Here is a 21,671-nt window from a genome sequence, read left to right on the forward strand (position 1 = left end):
GTTCACCGGGTCGCGGCCAGCGCCCGGTCGATATCTTCCAGCAAATCGTCGACGTCTTCCAGCCCGGCCGAGAAACGCAGCGTGCCGGCGCCGATGCCGAGTTCGGCCCGCGCCTCGTCGCTGACGTTCTTGTGGGTGGTCGTCGCCGGATGGGTGATCAGGCTCTTGGCGTCGCCGAGATTGTTGGAGATCAGAACGATGTCGAGCGCGTTCTGGAAGGCGAACGCCGCCTGCTTACCGCCCTTCAGGTGGATGCAGATCAGCGTCGAGCCGCCCTTCATCTGCTTGCTGACGATATCGGCCTGCGGATGGTCGGCGCGGCCGGGATAGATGACCTGCTCGACCTCCGGCCGCCCGGCCAGGAAATCGGCGATGCGGGCGGCGTTTCTCGTCTGCTGGGCAACGCGGATCGGCAGCGTCTCCAGGCCTTTCAGCAGGTTCCAGGCGTTGAACGGCGACAGGCTGGGGCCGGTATGGCGGAAATAGTTGTGCAGGTTCTCGTCGATCCATTCCTTGTCGGAGAGGATGATGCCGCCCAGGCAGCGGCCCTGCCCGTCGATGTGCTTGGTGGCGGAATAGACGGCGACATGCGCGCCGAGTTCCAGCGGCCGCTGCTGCAAGGGGGTGGCGAAGACGTTGTCGACCACCAGCCGCGCGCCGATCGAGGTGGCGAGGCTCGCCACGGCGGCGATGTCGACCACTTCCAGCGTCGGGTTGGCCGGGCTTTCGAGGAAGAACAGCTTCGTGTTGGGCCGAACCGCCTTTTCCCAGTTGGCGATGTCGCGCCCGTCGACCAGCGTCGCCTCGATGCCGTAGTTCGGCGCCAGCGTCTCGACGATCCAGCGGCAGGAGCCGAACACGGCGCGCGCGGCGACGATGTGGTCGCCGGCCTTCAGGCTGCACAGGATGGCGGCGGCCACCGCAGCCATGCCGGAAGCGGTAGCGCGGGCGTCCTCGGCCCCTTCCAGCGCGCACATGCGCTGCTCGAACATGGAAACGGTCGGGTTGGCGTAGCGCGAATAGATGAAGCCGGGCTCCTCGCCCTTGAAGCGGGCCTCGGCGGCCTCCGCCGTCGGGTAGACATAGCCCTGGGTCAGGAAGATCGCCTCGGACATCTCGCCGAACTGCGATCGAAGCGTCCCGGAGTGCACGAGTTGGGTTGCCGGCTTCCAGTTACGCTTCTTGTCGGTTGTCATCGATGGACCTCAAAAACAAAAACCGGTCGCGAGAAATCGCCACCGGTCCAAACGGCCTCGCGGCCAGCGGTCCTTTAGCGACTTGTTTAACGTGGCTGCAAGCCGACCGGCCAAATCACCACGGGATAACGCCCCTTTATTCCTCGCACCTGCTTGCGTCAACCGCCACCGGCACTATGAAATTCCTGCCAAACTGCGGAGTAGCTCTTGCGCAAGACAGGCATCCTTCCCGACCAGGACATCGCGGCGCTGTTCCAGGCGGCGGCGCTGAAAAGCGAACGCGCGCTGGACCACGACCAGATCCAGCCGGCGAGCCTCGACCTCAGGCTCGGCGAAAAGGCATGGCGGGTGCGCGCCTCCTTCCTGCCCGGCCCGGAGCATACGGTCGCCGACAAGCTCGAACGGCTGAAGCTGCACGAATTCAGCCTGGCCGAGGGCGCGGTGCTGGAAACGGGCTGCGTCTACATCGTGCCGCTGATGGAAAGCCTGGCGCTGCCGGCGGAAGTTTCGGCCTCGACCAACCCGAAGAGCTCCACCGGCCGGCTCGACATCTTCACCCGCGTCATGACCGACCACGGCCCGGAATTCGACAAGGTTCCGGCCGGCTACAGTGGCCCGCTCTATCTCGAGGTCAGCCCGCGGACGTTCCCCGTCGTGGTGCGGGCCGGCTCGCGCCTGTCGCAAATCCGGTTTCGCCACGGCCATTCGCTGCTTTCGGAAACCGAGCTGCACGCCCTGCACCAGGCGCAGACGCTGGTCGCCACCGACCCGCCCAACATCTCGGGCGGCGGCATCGCGCTGTCGATCGACCTGGCCGGCGACGAGAACGGACTGATCGGCTATCGCGGCAAGCGCCACACCGGGCTGATCGACGTGGACAAGCGCGCCGCGCAGGACGTGATCGACTTCTGGGAGCCGCTCTACAAGCGGCGCGCCGGCGAACTGGTGCTCGATCCCAACGAGTTCTACATCCTGGTCAGCCGCGAGGCGGTGCATGTGCCGCCGCTCTACGCCGCCGAGATGACGCCGTTCGACCCGCTGGTCGGCGAATTCCGCGTCCACTATGCCGGCTTCTTCGATCCCGGCTTCGGCCATTCGGCGGCGGGCGGCGCCGGCAGCCGCGCCGTGCTGGAGGTGCGCAGCCACGAAGTGCCGTTCATCCTCGACCATGGCCAGATCGTCGGCCGGCTGGTCTACGAACACATGAAGGAACGGCCCAAGGCTCTCTACGGCACCGACCTCGGCTCCAACTACCAGGCGCAGGGCCTCAAGCTCTCCAAGCATTTTCGCCCGGCCCGCTGAGCCGCGCTGCCTGCAATACGAAACGCTTGTCTCGCCTGCAGCGGCGTGCTTGGGTGAATCAGGCTGAAAAGCCATCCATTCAAGGGAGAAGCGAATGAAAATATCCAGATGGCTGGCCTGTGCCGTCATAACGGCCAGCATCGGCCTGATCGCCGGCACGGCGTCAGCCGAGAAGATCAAGATCGGCACGGAAGGCGCCTATCCGCCCTTCAACAGCCTGACCGCCGACGGCAAGCTGGAAGGCTTCGACATCGACATCGCCAACGCGCTGTGCGCCCAGATGAAGGCCGATTGCGAATTCGTCGTGCAGGACTGGGACGGCATCATTCCCGCCCTCCAGGCCGGCAAGTTCGACGCCATCATCGCCTCGATGAGCATCACCGAGGAACGCAAGAAGCAGGTCGCCTTCACCAAGAAATACTACACCACGCCGCTGGCGGTCGCCGCGCTCAAGGACAGCGAACTGGCCGCCACCGATCCCGACGCCATGGCCGGCAAGACGGTGGGCGCGCAGGCCTCGACCACGCAGGCCATCTACGCCCAGGATTTCTACACCAAGGCCGGCGCCGACGTGAAACTCTACCCCACGCAGGAAGAGGCCGTGCAGGACCTGATGAACGGGCGCCTCGACGCCGTCATCTCCGACAAGTTCGTGCTGACCGACTGGCTGAAGAATTCGTCCGACGGAAGCTGCTGCAAGCTGATCGGCGACGTGAAGGGCACCGAAACCGAAGCCGGCATCGCCGTGCGGCAGGGTGACGACGCGCTGCGCGAAAAGCTCAACGCCGCCATCGACGCCATCGTCGCCGACGGCACCTACAAGAAGATCCAGGCGAAGTATTTCGACTTCGACATCTATTGAGAACAGCGCGATAGACGATCGAAGGCCCTGCAGCGACTGCGGGGCCTTTTTCGTCGGGCAGTATCCTTGTCTTATTCGAACCGGATTGCCTGCAGCGCGCCGCCATTGCGCTTCAGCCATGCCTTGCAGCGCTCGGTGTCCGGGCAGAGTTCCCCGCACAGTTTCCAGAACTTCGGGCCGTGGTTCATCTCCTTCAGATGCGCCACCTCATGCGCGACCAGGTAGTCGATCACCGCCGGCGGCGCCATCATGATGCGCCAGGAGAAGGACAGCGTTCCATCCGAGGTGCAGGAGCCCCAGCGGCTCGTGGTGTCCCGGAAGCGGATCGCCTTGGCCTTCCTGCCGGCGGTCGCGGTATGGCGGGCCACCAGCCCCTCGATCTCCCGCCTCGCCTCGCGCTTGAGGAAGTCGGCGACGCGGCGCGGCAGGTGCAGCCGCTCGCCATGGACGACGAGGCGCGGGCCGTCCTCGCCTTTTTCGACCGACACCGTGCCGCGCCTTCCCGGCTCGTGGACGACGAGGTGCGGCACGCCGCGAAACGGCACCTTGATGCCCGGCCTGACCTGCGGCCGGTCCGGCACCTTGGCCAGCCGCTGCTCCAGCCAGCCCTGATGCCGATGCAGGAATTTCTCCACCTCGCCCTGGCGCAGGCCGGGCGGCACCGTGATGCGCAGGCCCTGCCCGCCGGCATCGATGCGCAGCGTCAGGCGGCGCGCGCGCTCGTTCTCCACGATGCGCAGCGGCAGGGTGCGGCCGGCGACCGTGTGCTCGCGCGCCTCGACCGGCGCGCGCGAAGGTTTGGTCAGGGTACGGAAGAAGCCGAAGGACATGGGCCGGACGATATGCGATTCGAGCGGTTTCAGAAGAACAAAAAAGAAACGGCGCCGCGGGCGCGGCGCCGTTTCAGATCGATGTGGCCGGTCGGCTCACTCTTCGGTCGGCTTCGGCGTGGTCGTCGGGGCCGTCGACTTGTTGCGGTTGGCCATGAAGCGATCGAACTCTTCCTGGTCCTTGGCCCTGCGCAGCTCGCGCGCATATTCGTCGAATTCCTCGCGCATCTCGTCGAGCTTGCGGCGCTCTTCGTCGAGACGGGCCAGCTCCTTCTCGCGCCAGTCGTCGAAGGCGACGTTGCCGGTGCGGGCAAAGCCGCCATGGCCCCAGCGCGCCGCCTTGTCGGAACCGCGCCGGCAACCGGCGAAGATGCCGTCGGTGGCGCGGTTGACATCGCGCTTGAAACCGTCGAGCCGGTCACCCCAGATGATATAGGCCAGCATGGCCAGGCCGAGCGGCCAGAACACCACAAAACCCAGCACCATCAGCGCAATGGTCGCCGGCGTCCAGGCCGGGCGGATCAATGCAGACGTGTTCATGTTCTCCCGTTCCTTTTGTTGAGGGCAGCCGGAGCGGCTGCTTGCAATCGACATGGGAACGCAAAAACGGCGATTCAAGACGATCGCCGGCAAAACCAGACAAGGGTTTGAAGCGGCTACTTCTTTTTCAGGCGATCGAGCGCCAGCACCAGCAATCCGCCGACAAGCCCCCAGAAGGCGGAGCCGATGCCGAACAGGGTGAGACCCGAGGCCGTGACGGCGAAGGTGATGGTCGCGGCCATACGCTCGTCGGCATCCTTGAGCGCGATCGACAGCGCGTTGGCGAGCGAGGCGACGAGCGCCAGCCCCGCCACCAGCACGATCAGGCTTTGCGGCAGCACGGCGAAGATCGCCACCAGCGAGGCCCCGAAGATGGCGAAGATCAGGTAGGCAAGCGCATAGAACGGACCCGTCTTCCAGCGCTGGGCGGGGTCGGGGTGCACATCCGGCCCCGTGCAGATCGCTGCCGAGATGGCGGCGAGGTTGGTGGTCGAGGCGCCGAACGGCGCGGTCAGCACCGACCCCAGCCCGGTCACGCCGATCAGCGGCCCGGGCGCCGGATCGTAGCCATCGGCCTTGAGCACGGCCAGTCCCGACAGGTTCTGCGAGGCCATGGTGACCAGGTAGAGCGGGATCGCCAGGCCGACGACCGCCTGCACGGTGAACTGCGGCGCAATCAGCGTCAGCGTCGACAGCTCCGGCGCGGGCAGGCCGCCGACGCGCCCGGTGAAAAAGGCGAGCGCGCCGCCGCCGATCAGCACCGCCAGCACCGACAGCGAAGGGTTGAACAGGCGGATGAGGAAGAAGGCCGCCATCAGCGGCAGGATCAGCCACGGATCGGCGGGGATGGTCTTGACCGCCCCGATGGCGAAGGTGACGACGATGCCGGCCAGCATGCCCGAGGCGACCGAGCCCGGTATCTTGGCGATCAGCCGGGTCAGCGGCCGGAACAGGCCGGTGACGACCAGAAGCACGCCGGTGACGAGGAACGCGCCCACCGCCTCGCCCATGCTGAAGCCAGTGCTGGCGGCGATCAGCGCCGCCCCCGGCGTCGACCAGGCGGTGATGACCGGCATCTTCGTGCGCCAGGATAGCCACAGCGTTTCCACCGCCATGGCCAGGCAGATCGCCGTCACCCAGCTCGCCGTCTGCAATTGGGTCGCGCCCACGGCATCCGCCGCGGCGATGATGATGGCAAGGGTGCCGCCAAAGCCGACGATCGCGGCGACGAAAGCGGAAACGGGAATGGAAATACGCACTTACGCGGCCCTCTCCACCATCGCCTCGACGGTCCGCAGCAGCATGTCGAGATCCTGCGGCCGCGACAGGCGATGGTCGCCGTCGGGAACGAGCGAAAGGGTGACGTCGTCGGCGGGCAGCAGGCCGACCAGCTTCAGCGCATGGGCCGGCGGCACGTCCGGGTCGGCCAGCCCCTGCAGGACATGGACGGGACAATGGGTGTCGATCGGCCCGGTCATCACGAGGTTCTTGCGGCCGTCCTCGATCAGCGCGCGGGTGTAGAGATAAGGTTCGTCCGAATAGTCGGACGGCTCCTCGAAATAGCCCTTTTCGGCGAGGTCGCGCTTCTGCGCGTCGTTCAATGCCGGCTCGACCAGTTCGGCGGTGAAATCGGGCGCCGGCGCCAAAAGCACCAGGCCCGCCACGCGATGGTCGCCCGCCTTGCGCAGTTCCTGCACCATGCGCAGCGCGATCCACCCGCCCATCGAGGAGCCGACCAGCACCTGCGGGCCTTCGGTGAAACGCCGGAAGACCGCGAGGCTTTCCTCCAGCCAGCGCGAGATGGTGCCCTCGGCAAACGCCCCGCCCGACTCGCCGTGCCCGGAATAGTCGTGGCGCACGAAGGCGCGCCCTGCCCCGGCCGCCCATGCGGCGAGCGCCTCGGCCTTGGTGCCGAGCATGTCGGATCTGTAGCCGCCGAGCCAGACCACGCCGGGATTTTTCCCGGGCTGGTGGCGGACAGCGATCCGGCAGGAGCCGACATCGATGGATGCAGCTTCAGTCATGGTCATGGCCTGTTTCTCCGTGGCAGACCTTGTGCCACAGGGCCGGCGCCGAAAAAAGTGTCCAGCCGGTTGCGCCGACTGGCCCAGAAAAGCGGGGAGAAGACGTGATTTCTGCTTCGCCTTGTGCTATTGACACTCGCTGCGTGCCTCCCACATTGGCACGTCCGCATTCCAGAATTCACACCCGAACGAAACGGTTAAGGAGACCACGACCATTCGCAGACCTTTCAAAGCCGCCGCGCCCACCAAGGAAGGGCCGCGCGCAAATACCGACATCCGGGTTCCCCGTGTCCAGCTCATCGACGCCAGCGGCCAGAACCGCGGCGAGGTTTCCATCAACGAGGCATTGCTGCTCGCCGAAGAGGCCGGGCTCGACCTCGTCGAGATTTCTCCCAACGCCAATCCGCCGGTCACCAAGATCCTCGATCTCGGCAAGCTGAAATATGCGAGCCAGAAGAAGGCGGCCGAGGCGCGCAAGAACCAGCGGGTCATCGAGATCAAGGAGATCAAGATGCGCCCGAACATCGACGACCACGACTATGAGACCAAGATGAAGGCCGTCCGGCGCTTCTTCGACGAGGGAGACAAGGTCAAGCTGACCTTGCGTTTCCGTGGCCGCGAAATGGCGCATATGGAACTGGGCATGCAGCTGCTGAACAAGGTACGCGAGGAGACGGCCGCCATCGCCAAGGTCGAGGCGGAGCCGAAACTCGAAGGCCGGCAGATGATGATGGTGCTGGCACCGCGCTAGCGGTAGCATCCCCACAGGAAACGAGACAGGCGCCCGGTGAGGCGCCTGTTTGCTACCGTCAGGTGCCGCGCTGGGTTGGCGCCGACACCCCAGCAACGGATATCCGTCATGAACGACAAAGCCATAAAGTCGCTTGGTCCCTACCAGCGTTGGCGACGGCGGGTGCTTGCCATCCTTCTGGCCATCCTGGTCGCCGTCCTGTTCTTCTGCCAGTCGGCGTTCCCGCCGAATACGCGGATCCATGAATTCGTCGAGACCGCCGGCATTCTCCTGATCTTCCTCGGCATTGTCGGGCGCCTGTGGTCGACGCTCTATATCGGCGGCCGCAAGTCCGCCCAGGTGGTGACGGGCGGACCCTATTCCATCACCCGCAACCCGCTCTACCTTTTCTCGTCCATCGCCGCGATCGGCGTCGGCGCGCAGATGGGATCCTTCGTCATCGCCGCCGGCTTCGGCGTTCTGTGCGCGGTAGCGTTCCATTTCGTCATCCTGCGCGAGGAAAAATACCTCACCGAAGCTCTCGGGAGCCCGTACAGAGCCTACGTCGCCCGGGTGCCGCGCTTCTTTCCGAAACTTTCGCTTTATCACGAAGGCGATACCGGCAGCTTCAGGCCCCGGCTGTTGCTCACCACCCTGCTCGACGGGATGGTCTTCTTCGTCGCCGTGCCCCTGTTCGAGGTCGTCGACGCGGCGCAGGTGACGGGAGCCCTGCCGGTCCTGTTCCGGCTGCCCTAAGCGGAGAAAACAGCGCGGCGCAAGGGATATTGCGCGCCGCGCCCGATTGCCGTATAGACCCGGCGTTCCTGAACCGCCCGGCAGGGCATGCCGTGGCGGTTTCATTTGCTTTTCAGGCTTTGGTCGGCCTGAAGCACAGACAAGCGCAATCTCGCGCAGCCATAACAAGGATCGAGCAAAATGCCCAAGATGAAGACCAAATCGGCCGCCAAGAAGCGGTTCAAGATCACTGCGACCGGAAAAGTGCTGTCGGCTGCCGCCGGCAAGCGCCACGGCATGATCAAGCGTTCCAACAAGTTCATTCGCGATGCGCGCGGCACCATGGTTCTCGCAGAACCCGATGGCCGCAAGGTCATCAAGAACTTCCTGCCTAACGGCGGCGGCATCTGAGCCGGTCGGACACGATTTTAAGGAGATCATGACATGCGCGTAAAAAGAGGCACAGTCGGCCACGCCAAACACAAGAAGGTCATGAAGGCCGCCAAGGGCTTTTATGGTCGTCGCAAGAACACCATCCGCATCGCCAAGCAGGCGGTCGAGAAGTCGCTGCAGTATGCGTATCGCGACCGCAAGGCACGCAAGCGCAACTTCCGCGCGCTGTGGGTACAGCGCATCAACGCCGCCACCCGCGAGCACGGCCTGACCTACGGCCGCTTCATCGACGGCCTCAACAAGGCCGGCATCGAGATCGACCGCAAGGTTCTGTCCGACATGGCCATCCACGAGCCGCAGGCTTTCGCGGCCCTTGTCGCCAAGGCCAAGGTCGCGCTCGAATACCTGAAGGACACCACGCCGAACGCTTTTGAAAGCGCTGTAGCCTAAGCTAGCGCCTTCCCAAGCATTTTTCGGATACTTGATTTGGGAACCCCGCGCTGGCACGGCTGGCGCGGGTTTTTCTTTGCAGCCAAAGTCACCGCAACGGTGACGCGTAACGAGAGAGTTCAACCGTGAACGCTACCGCTGGAAACCTGGACACGCTTGAAAGCAGCCTGCTTGCCGAGATCGCCGCGGCCGGCGACGAACCCGCCATCGAGGCCGTGCGCGTCGCGGCCCTCGGCAAGAAGGGGTCGATTTCCGAGCTCCTGAAGACGCTGGGCGCGATGAGTCCCGAGGAGCGGCAGGTCAAGGGGCCGGCGATCAATGGCCTGAAGACCCGTGTCGGCGAGGCGCTTTCGGCGCGCAAGGCCGAGCTGAAGGACGTGGCGATCGCCCAGCGGCTCGCCGCCGAACGGGTCGACGTGACGCTGCCGGTGCGCAGTTCGCCGGCCGAGCGCGGCCGTATCCACCCGATCAGCCAGGTCATCGACGAGATCGCCGCCATTTTCGGCGACCTCGGCTTCGCCATCGCCGAGGGGCCGGACATCGAGACCGACTACTACAATTTCACCGCCCTCAACTTCCCCGACGGGCACCCGGCGCGCGAGATGCACGACACCTTCTTCTTCCAGCCGAATGAGGCGGGCGAGCGCAAGGTGCTGCGCACCCACACCTCGCCGGTGCAGATCCGCACCATGGAGGCGCAGAAGCCGCCGATCCGCATCGTCATCCCGGGCAAGACCTACCGGCAGGATTCGGACGCCACCCACTCGCCGATGTTCCATCAGGTCGAGGGGCTGGTGGTCGACAAGACGGCCAACGTCGCCAACATGAAATGGGTGCTGGAGGAGTTCTGCAAGGCGTTCTTCGAGGTTCCTTCGGTCAAGATGCGCTTCCGCCCGTCCTATTTCCCGTTCACGGAACCGTCGCTCGAGGTGGACATCCAGTGCGACCGCTCGCGGCCGGGCGAGGTGCGCTTCGGCGAAGGCAACGACTGGATGGAAATCCTGGGCTGCGGCATGGTGCACCCGAACGTGCTCAGGGCCGGCGGGCTCGATCCCGACGAATACCAGGGCTTCGCCTGGGGCATGGGCATCGACCGCATCGCCATGCTGAAATACGGCATGCCGGACCTCCGCGCCTTCTTCGACGCCGACGTCCGCTGGCTGTCGCACTACGGCTTCCGCCCGCTCGACATGCCGACCCTGTTTGGCGGATTGAGCAGTTGAGATGCCGACTCTGCTCGTGTGGCATGGTCACAAATTCAGGTTCTACGCTTTGGACCGTGACGAGCCGCCGCACGTGCACGTCGTCAAGGACGGCAAATCCTTGAAGATATGGCTGCAAAGTTTGGAGGTTGCCCGCAACAAGGGGTATGATGACCGCGAGACAGCGCAGTTGCTTGCGCTCGTCGCCGAGCGACGTGATGTTTGGATAGGTGCATGGAATGACTTCTTTGGCCTTTGAGACCGATGAAATGCGACCCGTCAAGGCATGGTGCACCGCCGACGAAGTGCATGTCGGTCTGGCGGACGGACGTTCCATCGCCACGCCTCTTTGGTGGTATCCCTTTCTTGGCGGATTGAGCCAGACGGAACTGAACGAGATCGAACTCATGTACGAAGGAATCTGGTGGCCGGCGGCCGATGAAGGAATTTCGGTCAAGAGCATGTTTCTTGGCCTGAAGTCGCCCGGCGCCAAACGTCCACGGGCCGCAGCCTGACCATCCCAAACCGATATACAGCCTGACATCTGAACGCCAAACGGCTCACACTCGCTGAAGCCAAGGCGGCAAGGAACAACTGATGAAATTCACCCTCTCCTGGCTCAAGGATCACCTTGATACCGACGCCTCGCTCGATGAGATCGTCGAGCGGCTGACCTCCATCGGCCTCGAAGTCGAGTCCGTCGACGACAAGGCGCGGCTGAAACCCTTCGTCATCGCCAAGGTGCTGACGGCCGAGAAGCATCCCGACGCCGACAAGCTGCGCGTGCTGTCCGTCGATACCGGTTCGGGTGATCCCGTGCAGGTGGTGTGCGGCGCGCCGAATGCGCGCGCCGGCCTCGTCGGCGCCTTCGCGGCGCCGGGCGTCTACATCCCCGGCACCGGGATCACGCTCGGCGTCGGCACCATCCGCGGCGTCGAAAGCCGCGGCATGATGTGCTCGGAGCGCGAGCTCGAGATTTCCGAAGACCACAACGGCATCATCGAATTGCCGGCCGATGCGCCGCTCGGCACCAGCTATGCTGCCTATGCGCATCTCGACGATCCGATGATCGACATCAACCTGACGCCGAACCGCCCGGACGCCACCGGCGTCTACGGCATCGCCCGCGACCTCGCCGCCTCGGGGCTTGGGACGCTCAAGACAGCGCCGGTCGAGCCGGTTGCCGGCACGGGCGACTGCCCGGTGAAGGTCACCATCGGGGCGCCGGAGCTCTGCCCCGGCTTCGCGCTGCGCCTCGTGCGCAGGGTGAAGAACGGCCCGTCGCCGAAATGGATGCAGCAGCGGCTGCTCGCCATCGGCCTGCGCCCCATCAGCGCGCTGGTCGACATCACCAACTACGTCACCTTCGACCGTGGCCGCCCGCTGCATGTGTTCGACGCCAGGAAGGTCGCCGGCAACCTCGTCGTTCGCCGCGCCAGGGACGGCGAGAAGGTGCTGGCGCTGGACGGGCGCGAATACACGCTGACGCCTGAAATGTGCGCGATCGCCGACGAAAAGGGCGTCGAATCCATCGCCGGCGTCATGGGCGGCGAGCACTCCGGCTGCGGCGAGAACACCACCGACGTGCTGATCGAATCCGCCCTCTGGGACCCGATCACGACCGCCCGCACCGGCCGCTCGCTCGGCATCATCACCGACGCGCGCTACCGCTTCGAGCGCGGCGTCGATCCGGAATTCATGGTGCCGGGGCTGGAACTGGCGACCCGGCTGGTGCTCGACCTGTGCGGCGGCGAGCCCACGACGAGCGAAGTCGTCGGCTATGCCGGCCATGCCCCGAAAATCGTCTCCTTCCCGCTCTCGGAAGTGAAGCGGCTGACCGGCCTCGACGTGCCGACCGAGACAAGTCTCGACATCCTTTCGCGCCTCGGCTTCGAACCGAAGGGCTCGGGCGAGGTGGTCGACGTCGCGGTGCCGTCGTGGCGGCCGGATGTCGACGGCAAGGCCGACCTGGTCGAAGAGGTGATGCGCATCCACGGCGTCGACGCCATCGCACCCACGCCGCTCGCCAGCCACGATGCGGTCAACGGCAAGATCCTCACCCCGTTGCAGATCCGTACCCGCGCGGCGCGCCGGGCGCTGGCCGTGCGCGGCATGATGGAAGCCGTCACCTGGTCGTTCATACCGGCCGCCGATGCCGAGCTTTTCGGCGGCGGGAAGGCGGAGCTGAAGCTTGCCAACCCGATCGCCGCCGACATGTCCGACATGCGCCCCTCGCTGCTGCCCGGCCTGATCGCGGCGGCCCAGCGCAACGCCGACAAGGGCATCGGCGACGTGGCGCTGTTCGAGGTGTCCGGCACCTATGAGGGCGACACGCCCGACCGCCAGCGCCGTGTCGCCGCCGGCGTGCGGCGCGGCACTGCCAGGCTGGAGGGATCGGGCCGCAACTGGGCCGGCAACGCCGCGCCGGTCGGCGTGTTCGACGCCAAGGCGGACGCCATCGCGGCGCTCGAAGCCTGCGGCGCCCCGGTGGACCGGCTGCAGATCGAGACCGGCGCGCCGGGCTGGTATCATCCCGGCCGTTCCGGCGTGATCAAGCTCGGTCCCAAGCTGGTGCTCGGGCATTTCGGCGAGTTCCACCCCAAGACGCTGGAAGGGCTGGACGTCGCCGGGCCGCTCTGCGGCTTCGAAGTCTTCGTCGACGCCCTGCCCGAGCCCAAGGCGAAGCCGACGCGCACCAAGCCGAAGCTGGAGCTTTCCGCCTTCCAGGCGGTGAAGCGCGACTTCGCCTTCGTCGTCGACCGGCAGGTGGAGGCCGGCACGCTGACCAGGGCTGCGCTCGGCGCCGACAAGAAGCTGATCACCGGCGTCTCCGTGTTCGACGTGTTCGAAGGCGCTTCGCTTGGCGCCGACAAGAAGTCGATCGCCATCGAAGTGGCGATCCAGCCGGTCGAGAAGACGCTGACCGATGAAGACTTCGAGGCGCTCGCCAAGCGTATCGTCGACAACGTGGCCAAGCAGACCGGAGGCGTGCTGCGCGGCTAAAACCGCGCGACTTGCCTTACCGATTGGTCTGCGCCATGGCGGCATCGCCATAGCGTGCCCCGGCAATCTGGTCCGGCGTGATCAGGTTGCCGATCTCGGCGAGTTCGGCCGGGCTCAGCGCGATGGCGGCGGCGGCGACGTTCTGTTCCAGGTTGCCGACCTTGCGCGAGCCGGGGATCGGCACGATGAAATCGCCTTGCGCGAGCACCCAGGCCAGCGCCAGTTGCGCCGCGCTGACGCCCTTGGCGGCGGCAAGCTTCTCCAGCCGGGCCACAGCCGCCAGATTCCGTTCGATGTTCTGCGCCTCGAAGCGCGGCAGGCCGCGGCGGAAATCGCCTTCGCCAAGCTGGTCCGCCGACTTGATCGCTCCCGCCAGAAAGCCCCGCCCGAGCGGGCTGAACGGCACGAAGCCGACCCCGAGTTCCCGGCATGCCGCCAGCATGCCCGCCTCGGGATCGCGGGTCCAAAGCGAGTATTCGCTCTGCACGGCGGCGATGGGGTGCACGGCGTGCGCCTTGCGCAGGGTGGCGACGCTGACCTCCGACAGGCCGATCGCCCGCACCTTGCCCTCGCGAACCAGTTCGGCCATCTCGCCCACCGTTTCCTCGATCGGCACCTCGGGATCGACGCGGTGCTGGTAAAAGAGGTCGATCACCTCGATGCCGAGCCGTTTCAACGACCCCTCCGCAACCGCGCGCGCATGGCCGGGCCTGCTGTTGAGGCCGGGTAGCTGCTTCGGCCCTTCCGGCGTCTCCACCACGTTGAAGCCGAACTTGGTGGCGATGTTGACCTTGTCCCGCAGCGGCCGCAGCCCCTTGCCGACGAGGATTTCGTTGTTGAAAGGGCCGTAGACCTCCGCCGTATCGAAGAAGTTCACCCCGAGTTCGACGGCCCGGTGCAGCGTCCTGATCGCCTCGTTCTCGTCCTGGCCGCCATAGCCATAGCCGTGGCTCATCGACATGCAGCCGAGGCCGACTGGAAAGACGGCGAGTTCGGTTCCAAGCTTGCGTACGTTCATATGGCCATGTCCTTGTCGTAGCGCGCCGGCTGGCAAACGCCGATGATGGGGTTCCCGCGACCTTGGCACAACCGGCCTTTTCGGGCAAAGCTTGGGTCGTCACGATCTGGAGAGGATGCACGATGTTTCGCTGGGGTGTTCTTTCGACGGCCAGGATCGGACGCGAGCAGGTGCTGCCCGCCATCGCCGAGGCCGACAACGGCATCCTGACGGCCGTTGCCAGCCGCGACATCGACAGGGCGCGGGCGTTGGCGACCCGTTTCGGCGCGGCCCATGCCTTCGGTTCCTATGAGGAACTGCTGGCCAGCGATGGCGTCGACGGCGTCTATATCCCGCTGCCCACGTCGCAGCATGTCGAATGGACGGCCAGGGCGATAAAGGCCGGCAAGCACGTGCTTGTGGAAAAGCCGCTGGCGCTTGCCGCCGGCGACATCCTGCCGCTGATCGCGCTGCGCGATGAAAAGCAGGTGCTGGTCAGCGAGGCCTTCATGGTCACCTACCATCCGCAGTGGATCAAGCTGCGCGACCTGATCGCGGAAGGCGCCATCGGCCGGCTGCGCCATGTCCAGGGCGCGTTCTCCTACCACAACGTCGATCCGGGCAACATGCGAAACCAGCTCGACCTCGGTGGCGGCGCGCTGCCCGATATCGGTGTCTACCCCATCGTTTCCACCCGCTTCGCGACGGGCCGCGAGCCGCTGCGCGTCCAGGCGAGCATCGAACGCGACAGCGATTTCGGCACCGACATCTATTCCTCCGTGCGCGCCGATTTCGGCGATTTCGAATTGTCCTTCTACCTGTCGACGCAGTTGGCGGCGCGCCAAACGATGGTCTTCCACGGCGACAAGGGTTTCATCGAGGTCGCCTCGCCGTTCAACGCCGGGCGCTACGACCACCACCGCATCGAACTGCACGACCAGCACCACACGCAAACGCAGGTGTTCCGCTTTCCCGTCGCCCAGCAGTACCGGCTGCAGGTCGAGGCCTTCGCGCGGGCCGCGTTCGGCGGGGGCGACAAGGTGTTCACGCTCGAGGAATCGGTGCTCAACCAGAAGGTGATCGACGCGATCTTCCGCGCCGGCGCGCATGACGGCTGGGAAGCGGTATAGCCCTATCCCTTGTAGATCAGCCCCTGCGTGTCGATCTCCGGCTTGCGGCTGGCGACCAGGTCGGCAAGGAATTTCCCGGAACCACAGGCCATGGTCCAGCCAAGATGGCCGTGGCCGGTGTCGAGATAGAAGTTGCGGAACCGCGCCGGCCCGAACACGGGGATGGAATTCGGCATCATCGGCCTAAGCCCGGCCCAGAGCTCGGCCTTCTTCTCGTCGAAGGCGCCGGGGAACAGCTCGTGGCCGGTCCTGAAAAGAGACCGGAAATCCCGGGGCCCGAAACTGCGATCGAAGCCCGTGAACTCGGCGGTGGAGGTCAGCCGCAACCGGTTGCCGAGCCGCGAATAGGCGACGAAACTGTCCTCGTCGGCCCCGCCCATGGTCGGCCCGAGCGCCGGGTCCTCGAGCGGCATGGTCGCGGTGTAGCCCTTGACCGGGTAGACCGGCAGGTCGATGCCGTAGCGGCGCCCGAACACACCGCTTTCCGGCCCCATCGACAGTACAACCGCGTCGGCTTCAATCCGCCCGGCGGATGTCACGACCGCGCGCACCCGGTCACCCTCGGTATCGAGAGCCTCGACGGTCGTGCCATAGAGAAACTTCACGCCGAGCTTTTCGGCGGCATAGGCGGCCAGCGCCTCGGTGAACAGGCGGGAATCGCCGGTCTGGTCCATCGGCGAATAGACGGCGCCGGCAAGCGGGCCGCGGCTGTTGGCCAGCCCCGGCTCCAGCTGAAGCAGGCGGGTGCGGTCCACGACCTCGACGTCGAGCCCATGCCTGCCGAGATAGAGATAGTTCTGCGAGCCTTGATCCAGGCTCTGCTGCGAACGGAACAGGTAAAGGATACCCTTGCTGCGCCCGTCATAGGCGATCCCGGTGTCGGCACTCAGCGCGTTGATGCATTCGCGCGAATAGAGCGCCATCCTGATCTTGACGTCGGTGTTGGCGCGCATGCGCGCGCGGGTGCATTGGCGCAGGAAGCGCAGGCTCCAGGCGAACAGGTAGGGGTCGAGCCGGCACCGCACCCGGATGCCCAGTTCATGATTGAAAATGCCGCGGATGAACGTCTTCAGCGCAGCCGGCGAGGCCCATGCGGTGGCGTCGCCCGGCGAGACCAGACCGGCGTTGGAATAGCTGGTGCCGCGCGCCGCCGTCGCGTGCCGCTCGATGACGGTGACCTCGTGTCCGTCCCTCGCCAGATAATAGGCGGCGGCGGTGCCGACCACGCCCGCGCCCAGAACAAGAACTTTCATGCCTTCCCCGAAGACCTGCCGGCCCGAAGGCCGGCCGTTGCCGAATACCCCTTGCGCGCCTGAAACTGCCTCAAACGGCGGCAGGGCTGCAAGGCAGCGATAAACCTGTTAACCGTCCTATGGAAGCGCTCCCGCCCGCATTCCACACCGGACGCGGCCGGATCGACGGAAACTTGCGCTGGCGCAAGGAAAAACGCGATGGAACCGCGTCTAGAATGCTCCCCGCAAAGGCGTGGCATTTTGACCAAACGCATCGGTGGACGTCAAAACAGGCAATGGGTATGATCCACGCAAAATTCGGGACCCCCGCATGAACTACCAGCGCTTTTTTGAAGATGCCATCGACCAGCTCCACGCGGAGCGGCGCTACCGGGTCTTCGCCGACCTCGAACGCATCGTCGGCAAATTCCCGCGCGCGATCTGGCGGGCCAACGGCCGGGCGCAGGAGATCACCGTCTGGTGCTCCAACGACTATCTCGGCATGGGCCAGCATCCCGATGTCGTCGCCGCCTTCCAGACCGCTGCCGGCCGCATGGGCGCCGGCGCCGGCGGCACCCGCAACATTTCCGGCACCAGCAACCCGCTGGTCGAACTCGAGCATGAACTCGCCGACCTGCACGGCAAGGAGGCGGGGCTTGCCTTCACTTCCGGCTTCATCTCCAACGAGGCCTCGATCTCGACCATCGCCCGGCTGTTGCCGAACTGCCTGATCCTTTCGGACGAGCTCAACCACGCCTCGATGATCGAGGGCGTGCGCCGCTCGGGCGTGGAAAAGAAGATTTTCCGCCACAACGACGTCGCCCACCTGGAAAGCCTGCTGCAGGCGGCGGGCCGCGAGCGCGCCAAGCTGATCGTGTTCGAGAGCGTCTACTCGATGGACGGGGACGTCGCGCCGATCAAGGAAATCGCCGACCTCGCCGACAAGTACAACGCCATGACCTATATCGACGAGGTCCATGCGGTGGGCATGTATGGCGGGCGCGGCGGCGGCATCACCGAGCGCGAGGGGCTGGCCGACCGCATCGACATCATCGAAGGCACGCTCGCCAAGGCGTTCGGCACGCTCGGCGGCTATATCACCGGCACGCGGGCGGTGATCGACGCCGTGCGCTCCTATGCGCCGGGCTTCATCTTCACCACCGCGCTGCCGCCGGCGATCGCCGCGGGCGCCACCGCCGCCATCCGCCACCTGAAGGCCTCGCAGGCGGAGCGCGACGCCCAGCAGCGTCAGGTCGCCCACACCAAGCACATCCTTTCGGCCGCCGGCCTGCCGGTGATGGCCTCGACCACCCATATCGTGCCGATCCTGGTCGGCGACCCCGAACTGTGCAAGATGGCCACGGACCGCCTGCTCGGCGTGCACGGCATCTACATCCAGCCGATCAACTACCCGACGGTGCCGCGCGGCACCGAGCGGCTGCGGATCACGCCCACGCCCTACCACTCCGACGAGCTGATCCTCGAATTGCAGGGCGCGCTGGTCGAGACGTGGGATGCGCTCGGCATTCCCTATAGCGGCGCCGGCCGCCCGGCCGTGACGGAAAGCGAGCGCATCGTCCCGCTTCTGGTGCCGAAGTCCGGCGGCTGAACAGCCGGCCCCTTCACAATTCCCTTCATTCCGACGCGGGGTCGGGCCCGGCGGAGCGCCGGGCTTCCTGCTCGGCGTCGTCGCGGCTGACCCTGCCGGTGGTGAGCAGCACGACCGGCACGCGGCTTTTCCCCAGCACCATGGCGGCCGTATCGCCAAAGAACAGCTCGTCGCCCGGCCGCTGGGTGGCGCCCATCACGATCAGCGCGACGCCCTTGGCCGCTTCCTTGCGGATGGCGGCGCCGGCGGCACCCTGCACCCGCATCGCGGTCACGACGGTGACGCCATAACGCTCGCCGAGATGGGCGATGTCCTTCAGCACGGCCTCCTCGCGGCGGTGCGAGATCGAGGACAGCAGATGGCTGCTCTTGTCCTCGTGCGCAACATAGAGCGCCCGCACCCGCGTTCGGTTCGGGCGCGCCAGAGCCAACGCCAGTTCGGCGGCGCGGCGCGAGGCCTCGGTGCCGTTGACCGGCACCAGGATGGTTTCGTCCGAACGCAGGGCCGGCATGTCCGCCGCACCGCCGGTGCCTTTCATGACCAGGCACAGCGGTCCGTCGAAGCCGCCGGCGATGTCGGTCAGGCGTGCGGTGAAATTGCCCTTCGCGGTCAGGGCGTTGTTGAGGCCGACGATCAGCATGTCGTAGCCCTTGCGGGCTTCCTCGGCGATGGTCTTGCCGGTAGCGCCGACTTCGGTGCGTGAACTCAGGTGAACCTTGTCGACCGGGGTATTTTCCCCTTCCCGTACCGCCATGGCGCTCGCCTTGGCGCCTTCGCGGATGGTTTCCACGTGTTTCGGCGATCCCTTGGCGCCGGCCGGCGGCTCCTTGGTGGCCAGGTGCAGGAAGGTCGTCGGCATGCCGCGCCCGCCGCCGATCAGGCCGGCGAGATAGGCGCTGAAGCGCCCGACCGCGCTGTCGTCGGCGGCAAGAAGCAGGCGTTGCAGTTTTGAGACGAAGCCGCGCTGGTCGAGCTCCTCGCGCTCGACCCGCTCCTTCTCCAATTCGCCCATCGGCAGGCGCCCCAGCGCCCAGCGCAGCATCGGCGGCATGGCCAGCGTGGTGATGACCGCCATGGTGACGATCATGGTGAACAGGGTTTCCGACAGCAGCCCCATCGACAGGCCGATGCTGGCGACGATCACCTCGGTCGAGCCGCGCGCATTCATGCCGCAGCCGACGGCAATCGCCTCCTTGCGCGAAAGGCCCGCCATCTTGCCGCCGAGGAAGGCGCCGCTGAACTTGCCGATGCTGGCGATGACGACCAGGCCGAGCGTGAGCAGCGCCAAGCTCGGGTCGACCAGCACGGTAAGGTCGGCGGAAAGGCCGGCCACGCCGAAGAACACGGGCATGAACAGGGCCGTGATGATGCCGCGCAACTGGCCTTCGATATGGTCCGACAGGATCGGCGATTCGCCGATCAGGATGCCGGCGACGAAAGCGCCCAACACCGAGTGCACGCCGATCATGTCGGTGATCAGCGACATCACCCCCATGATGACGAGGATCATGGTGATGACCGCATATTCGCTGCGGAAGGCGTCGTTGGTCCAGCGGATGAGGGTGAACACGATGCGCCGCCCGAGGGTGAAGCTGAACACCATGAAGACCGCAACGGCGGTGACCGTGCCGAGCAGCGGCAGCACCTCGACCCTGCCATGGGTGGCGATGCCGAAGGTGACGGCGATGATCAGCCAGCCGACCGTATCCTCCACGATGGCCGAGGAAACGATGACCTGACCGAGGTCGCGGCGCATGAAATTCATCTCCCGCACCACCATGGCGACAATCTTCACCGAGGAGATCGACAGCGCCGTGCCGAGGAAAAGCCCGGCGACGATGCGCTCGTCCGGCTCGGGCAGCAGTTCGGGCGGCAGGAACTGCGCCAGCACGAAACCGCAGGCAAACGGCACGGCGACGCCGGTAGCGGAAATGGAGATGCAGGCCTTGCGGACCCTGCGCACCAGCTTCATGTCCGTTTCCATGCCGGTCAGCAGAAGCAGCATGAGGACGCCGAGCTGCGAGACGGCATCGATCATGCTCTTCTGGACCGGATCGCCGGAAAAGACGAAATGCTGCGCCGACGGCCACAGCCAGCCGAGCAGCGACGGCCCCAGCACGATGCCGCCGATCAACTGCCCCATCACCGCAGGCTGGCCCATGCGCTGGAGGATTTCCCCAAGCCCGCGCCCGAGAACGAGAAGCAGCACGATTTCCGCGACGAAAGCCGCTTCGCTCGAACCGGCCATTGCCGCCCCGGCCGCGGCCCCTTCGGCAGCCCATGCCTGGCCGGCGAGCAGAAGCGCCGCGCCCGTGCCGATGGCTGTGCTGGAAAGTCGCCGGACGCCGGAACTTCGATTCATGAAACAGTTCTACCCCGTAATTACCTTCTATGAACAAGCCGAAGTGGATTTATGTTGCATCGAACCCTATTCTTTTTCCGATGCGGCCGCGCCGCGTCAACCGTGGAACCGCTTCCGGGGAACCATTGACCGACATGCCCATTGACGAAGACGCACTAGGCAACAGGCGATTCCCCTTCCGAATAAAGCATTCCGCCAAGCGCATGCCCGATCACGCACAGACCCTGCCTTCCTCGCTGGCGGCCGCCCTTCGCAAGAAGGCGCCGGGCTTCATCGACTTCGCCGGCGAAGGCGCCTCCACCACCATCGCCTCCTACAACGTGCATAAATGCGTCGGCACCGACGGCCGCTTCGATCCCGGGCGCGTGGCGCGCGTGGTCGGCGAGATCGATGCCGACATCATCGCCCTGCAGGAAGCCGACGAGCGCACCGGCGCGCGACTCGGCCTGCTCGACCTCGAGGCGTTGCAGCGCGAGACCGACCTGGTTCCGACCCACACGCCGGCAAACCACGGCAGCCATGGCTGGCACGGCAACCTCATCCTCGCCCGGCGCGGCATCGTCCAGGATGTCCGGCAGGTCAGGCTGCCCGGCTTCGAGCCGCGCGGCGCGATCATCGTCGACCTCGAACTCAAGGGAATAAGCCTGCGCGTCGTTGCCGCGCATTTCGGCCTGCTGCGGCGTTCCCGCTCGCAACAGGCTAGCGCGCTGGTCGAGGCGACGCGCTCCGTCTCGAAGCCAACGATCCTGCTCGGCGACCTCAACGAATGGCGAGTGCGCAACCGCTCGTCGCTGCTGGCGCTGCTGCCGCATTTCGGGCCGATCCACGCGGTGCTGCCGAGCTTTCCCTCGCGCTATCCGCTGCTGGCGCTCGACCGCATCATGGCGCGGCCGGCAAGCCTGATCACCCGCATCGAGGTGCACCAGACGCCGCTCGCCCGGGTCGCGTCCGACCATCTGCCGATCAAGGCCCGCCTCAACCTCGAAGTCCTGGGCGAGGCGCCGAAGCAACCGGATCCCGTTTGAAACGTTCAGCTTGACGCTGGTGTGCCGCCTCCCGGCACCGCATGGCGAG

At 65.9% G+C, this 21,671-nt stretch carries 22 protein-coding genes and 1 riboswitch; of the genes, 14 read left to right on the forward strand and 8 right to left on the reverse strand.

The window, feature by feature from the left end:
- Positions 1-2: 2 nt before the first annotated feature.
- Positions 3-1,196 carry an O-succinylhomoserine sulfhydrylase gene (locus ACFOHJ_RS07165; protein ID WP_378219801.1) on the reverse strand — a complete coding sequence of 398 codons (1,194 nt, stop codon included), beginning with the start codon at positions 1,194-1,196 and terminating at the stop codon, positions 3-5.
- Positions 1,197-1,250: 54 nt separating this feature from the next.
- A riboswitch (SAM riboswitch) is annotated at positions 1,251-1,328 on the reverse strand.
- A 75-nt stretch (positions 1,329-1,403) separates the two neighbouring features.
- Here ACFOHJ_RS07165 and ACFOHJ_RS07170 point away from each other — a divergent pair.
- Positions 1,404-2,498, forward strand: coding sequence for a 2'-deoxycytidine 5'-triphosphate deaminase (locus tag ACFOHJ_RS07170; RefSeq protein ID WP_378219802.1), 1,095 nt, complete (start codon positions 1,404-1,406; stop codon positions 2,496-2,498).
- A gap of 94 nt (positions 2,499-2,592) precedes the next feature.
- On the forward strand, positions 2,593-3,360 hold the full coding sequence (locus tag ACFOHJ_RS07175; protein WP_378219803.1) for an ABC transporter substrate-binding protein: 768 nt from the start codon (positions 2,593-2,595) through the stop codon (positions 3,358-3,360).
- A 71-nt stretch (positions 3,361-3,431) separates the two neighbouring features.
- Here ACFOHJ_RS07175 and ACFOHJ_RS07180 read toward each other — a convergent pair whose 3' ends face one another.
- The 4 genes from ACFOHJ_RS07180 to ACFOHJ_RS07195 all read right to left on the reverse strand — a co-directional run bounded on the left by ACFOHJ_RS07180 (position 3,432) and on the right by ACFOHJ_RS07195 (position 6,760).
- Positions 3,432-4,190 carry a M48 family metallopeptidase gene (locus tag ACFOHJ_RS07180; RefSeq protein WP_378219804.1) on the reverse strand — a complete coding sequence of 253 codons (759 nt, stop codon included), beginning with the start codon at positions 4,188-4,190 and terminating at the stop codon, positions 3,432-3,434.
- Positions 4,191-4,286: 96 nt separating this feature from the next.
- On the reverse strand, positions 4,287-4,730 hold the full coding sequence (locus tag ACFOHJ_RS07185) for a DUF2852 domain-containing protein (protein WP_378219805.1): 444 nt from the start codon (positions 4,728-4,730) through the stop codon (positions 4,287-4,289).
- Positions 4,731-4,846: 116 nt separating this feature from the next.
- Positions 4,847-5,989: a benzoate/H(+) symporter BenE family transporter gene (locus tag ACFOHJ_RS07190; RefSeq protein WP_378219806.1), complete on the reverse strand. Its 1,143-nt coding sequence runs from the start codon at positions 5,987-5,989 to the stop codon at positions 4,847-4,849.
- Entirely contained in the window at positions 5,990-6,760 is a 771-nt protein-coding gene (locus tag ACFOHJ_RS07195; protein WP_378219807.1) for an alpha/beta hydrolase, read from the reverse strand.
- 208 nt (positions 6,761-6,968) lie between these two features.
- Between ACFOHJ_RS07195 and infC the strand changes: the two genes are divergently transcribed.
- The 8 genes from infC (at position 6,969) to pheT (ending at position 13,267) form a co-directional block, all read left to right on the forward strand.
- On the forward strand, positions 6,969-7,505 hold the full coding sequence (gene infC, locus ACFOHJ_RS07200; RefSeq protein ID WP_378219933.1) for a translation initiation factor IF-3: 537 nt from the start codon (positions 6,969-6,971) through the stop codon (positions 7,503-7,505).
- A gap of 108 nt (positions 7,506-7,613) precedes the next feature.
- Entirely contained in the window at positions 7,614-8,240 is a 627-nt protein-coding gene (locus ACFOHJ_RS07205; protein ID WP_378219808.1) for a methyltransferase family protein, read from the forward strand.
- A 180-nt stretch (positions 8,241-8,420) separates the two neighbouring features.
- Entirely contained in the window at positions 8,421-8,630 is a 210-nt protein-coding gene (gene rpmI / locus ACFOHJ_RS07210; RefSeq protein WP_378219809.1) for a 50S ribosomal protein L35, read from the forward strand.
- Between the two features lie 33 nt (positions 8,631-8,663).
- Complete coding sequence (gene rplT / locus ACFOHJ_RS07215; protein ID WP_378219810.1) at positions 8,664-9,062, forward strand: 50S ribosomal protein L20; 399 nt, start codon at positions 8,664-8,666, stop codon at positions 9,060-9,062.
- Positions 9,063-9,187: 125 nt separating this feature from the next.
- Complete coding sequence (gene pheS / locus ACFOHJ_RS07220) at positions 9,188-10,285, forward strand: phenylalanine--tRNA ligase subunit alpha (RefSeq protein WP_378219811.1); 1,098 nt, start codon at positions 9,188-9,190, stop codon at positions 10,283-10,285.
- A gap of 1 nt (position 10,286) precedes the next feature.
- Positions 10,287-10,523: a DUF4160 domain-containing protein gene (locus tag ACFOHJ_RS07225; RefSeq protein WP_378219812.1), complete on the forward strand. Its 237-nt coding sequence runs from the start codon at positions 10,287-10,289 to the stop codon at positions 10,521-10,523.
- Positions 10,504-10,779 carry a DUF2442 domain-containing protein gene (locus ACFOHJ_RS07230; protein WP_378219813.1) on the forward strand — a complete coding sequence of 92 codons (276 nt, stop codon included), beginning with the start codon at positions 10,504-10,506 and terminating at the stop codon, positions 10,777-10,779. The genes ACFOHJ_RS07225 and ACFOHJ_RS07230 overlap by 20 nt, the downstream gene beginning before the upstream one ends.
- Before the next feature lie 82 nt (positions 10,780-10,861).
- A complete protein-coding gene (gene pheT, locus ACFOHJ_RS07235; RefSeq protein WP_378219814.1) occupies positions 10,862-13,267 on the forward strand; it encodes a phenylalanine--tRNA ligase subunit beta in 2,406 nt (801 codons plus the stop codon).
- 16 nt (positions 13,268-13,283) lie between these two features.
- On the opposite strand, the gene ACFOHJ_RS07240 is transcribed toward pheT, so the two are convergent.
- Entirely contained in the window at positions 13,284-14,285 is a 1,002-nt protein-coding gene (locus ACFOHJ_RS07240) for an aldo/keto reductase (protein ID WP_378219815.1), read from the reverse strand.
- 122 nt (positions 14,286-14,407) lie between these two features.
- On the opposite strand from ACFOHJ_RS07240, the gene ACFOHJ_RS07245 reads away from it, so the two are divergent.
- The gene (locus ACFOHJ_RS07245; protein WP_378219816.1) at positions 14,408-15,394 is read left to right on the forward strand and encodes a Gfo/Idh/MocA family protein; all 987 of its coding nucleotides are present in this window, start codon (positions 14,408-14,410) and stop codon (positions 15,392-15,394) included.
- Between the two features lie 2 nt (positions 15,395-15,396).
- Here ACFOHJ_RS07245 and ACFOHJ_RS07250 read toward each other — a convergent pair whose 3' ends face one another.
- The gene (locus ACFOHJ_RS07250) at positions 15,397-16,647 is read right to left on the reverse strand and encodes a D-amino acid dehydrogenase (RefSeq protein ID WP_378219817.1); all 1,251 of its coding nucleotides are present in this window, start codon (positions 16,645-16,647) and stop codon (positions 15,397-15,399) included.
- A gap of 310 nt (positions 16,648-16,957) precedes the next feature.
- Here ACFOHJ_RS07250 and hemA point away from each other — a divergent pair, with 310 nt between their 5' ends.
- Entirely contained in the window at positions 16,958-18,235 is a 1,278-nt protein-coding gene (gene hemA / locus ACFOHJ_RS07255) for a 5-aminolevulinate synthase (protein WP_378219818.1), read from the forward strand.
- A 25-nt stretch (positions 18,236-18,260) separates the two neighbouring features.
- On the opposite strand, the gene ACFOHJ_RS07260 is transcribed toward hemA, so the two are convergent.
- Positions 18,261-20,597, reverse strand: a complete 2,337-nt coding sequence (locus tag ACFOHJ_RS07260; RefSeq protein ID WP_378219819.1) for a cation:proton antiporter domain-containing protein — start codon at positions 20,595-20,597, stop codon at positions 18,261-18,263.
- Here ACFOHJ_RS07260 and ACFOHJ_RS07265 point away from each other — a divergent pair.
- Positions 20,596-20,742 carry a hypothetical protein gene (locus ACFOHJ_RS07265; protein ID WP_378219820.1) on the forward strand — a complete coding sequence of 49 codons (147 nt, stop codon included), beginning with the start codon at positions 20,596-20,598 and terminating at the stop codon, positions 20,740-20,742. The two genes, ACFOHJ_RS07260 and ACFOHJ_RS07265, sit on opposite strands and share 2 nt — an antisense overlap.
- Positions 20,743-20,800: 58 nt before the next feature.
- A complete protein-coding gene (locus ACFOHJ_RS07270) occupies positions 20,801-21,622 on the forward strand; it encodes an endonuclease/exonuclease/phosphatase family protein (RefSeq protein ID WP_378219821.1) in 822 nt (273 codons plus the stop codon).
- Positions 21,623-21,671 lie beyond the last annotated feature (49 nt).

The organism is Aquamicrobium soli (assembly GCF_042646345.1).
GTDB classification, from domain to species: domain Bacteria; phylum Pseudomonadota; class Alphaproteobacteria; order Rhizobiales; family Rhizobiaceae; genus Mesorhizobium; species Mesorhizobium soli_A.

Bases quoted from the DNA above. Each gene is read 5' to 3' on its own strand.
- ACFOHJ_RS07165 (WP_378219801.1), bottom strand. From the start codon at position 1,196: ATGACAACCGACAAGAAGCGTAACTGGAAGCCGGCAACCCAACTCGTG.
- ACFOHJ_RS07175 (WP_378219803.1), top strand. From the start codon at position 2,593: ATGAAAATATCCAGATGGCTGGCCTGTGCCGTCATAACGGCCAGCATC.
- ACFOHJ_RS07180 (WP_378219804.1), bottom strand. From the start codon at position 4,190: ATGTCCTTCGGCTTCTTCCGTACCCTGACCAAACCTTCGCGCGCGCCG.
- ACFOHJ_RS07185 (WP_378219805.1), bottom strand. From the start codon at position 4,730: ATGAACACGTCTGCATTGATCCGCCCGGCCTGGACGCCGGCGACCATT.
- ACFOHJ_RS07195 (WP_378219807.1), bottom strand. From the start codon at position 6,760: ATGACCATGACTGAAGCTGCATCCATCGATGTCGGCTCCTGCCGGATC.
- ACFOHJ_RS07205 (WP_378219808.1), top strand. From the start codon at position 7,614: ATGAACGACAAAGCCATAAAGTCGCTTGGTCCCTACCAGCGTTGGCGA.
- rpmI (WP_378219809.1), top strand. From the start codon at position 8,421: ATGCCCAAGATGAAGACCAAATCGGCCGCCAAGAAGCGGTTCAAGATC.
- rplT (WP_378219810.1), top strand. From the start codon at position 8,664: ATGCGCGTAAAAAGAGGCACAGTCGGCCACGCCAAACACAAGAAGGTC.
- ACFOHJ_RS07225 (WP_378219812.1), top strand. From the start codon at position 10,287: ATGCCGACTCTGCTCGTGTGGCATGGTCACAAATTCAGGTTCTACGCT.
- ACFOHJ_RS07230 (WP_378219813.1), top strand. From the start codon at position 10,504: ATGACTTCTTTGGCCTTTGAGACCGATGAAATGCGACCCGTCAAGGCA.
- pheT (WP_378219814.1), top strand. From the start codon at position 10,862: ATGAAATTCACCCTCTCCTGGCTCAAGGATCACCTTGATACCGACGCC.
- ACFOHJ_RS07240 (WP_378219815.1), bottom strand. From the start codon at position 14,285: ATGAACGTACGCAAGCTTGGAACCGAACTCGCCGTCTTTCCAGTCGGC.
- ACFOHJ_RS07245 (WP_378219816.1), top strand. From the start codon at position 14,408: ATGTTTCGCTGGGGTGTTCTTTCGACGGCCAGGATCGGACGCGAGCAG.
- ACFOHJ_RS07250 (WP_378219817.1), bottom strand. From the start codon at position 16,647: ATGAAAGTTCTTGTTCTGGGCGCGGGCGTGGTCGGCACCGCCGCCGCC.
- hemA (WP_378219818.1), top strand. From the start codon at position 16,958: ATGAACTACCAGCGCTTTTTTGAAGATGCCATCGACCAGCTCCACGCG.
- ACFOHJ_RS07265 (WP_378219820.1), top strand. From the start codon at position 20,596: ATGAAACAGTTCTACCCCGTAATTACCTTCTATGAACAAGCCGAAGTG.
- ACFOHJ_RS07260 (WP_378219819.1), bottom strand. From the start codon at position 20,597: ATGAATCGAAGTTCCGGCGTCCGGCGACTTTCCAGCACAGCCATCGGC.
- ACFOHJ_RS07270 (WP_378219821.1), top strand. From the start codon at position 20,801: ATGCCCGATCACGCACAGACCCTGCCTTCCTCGCTGGCGGCCGCCCTT.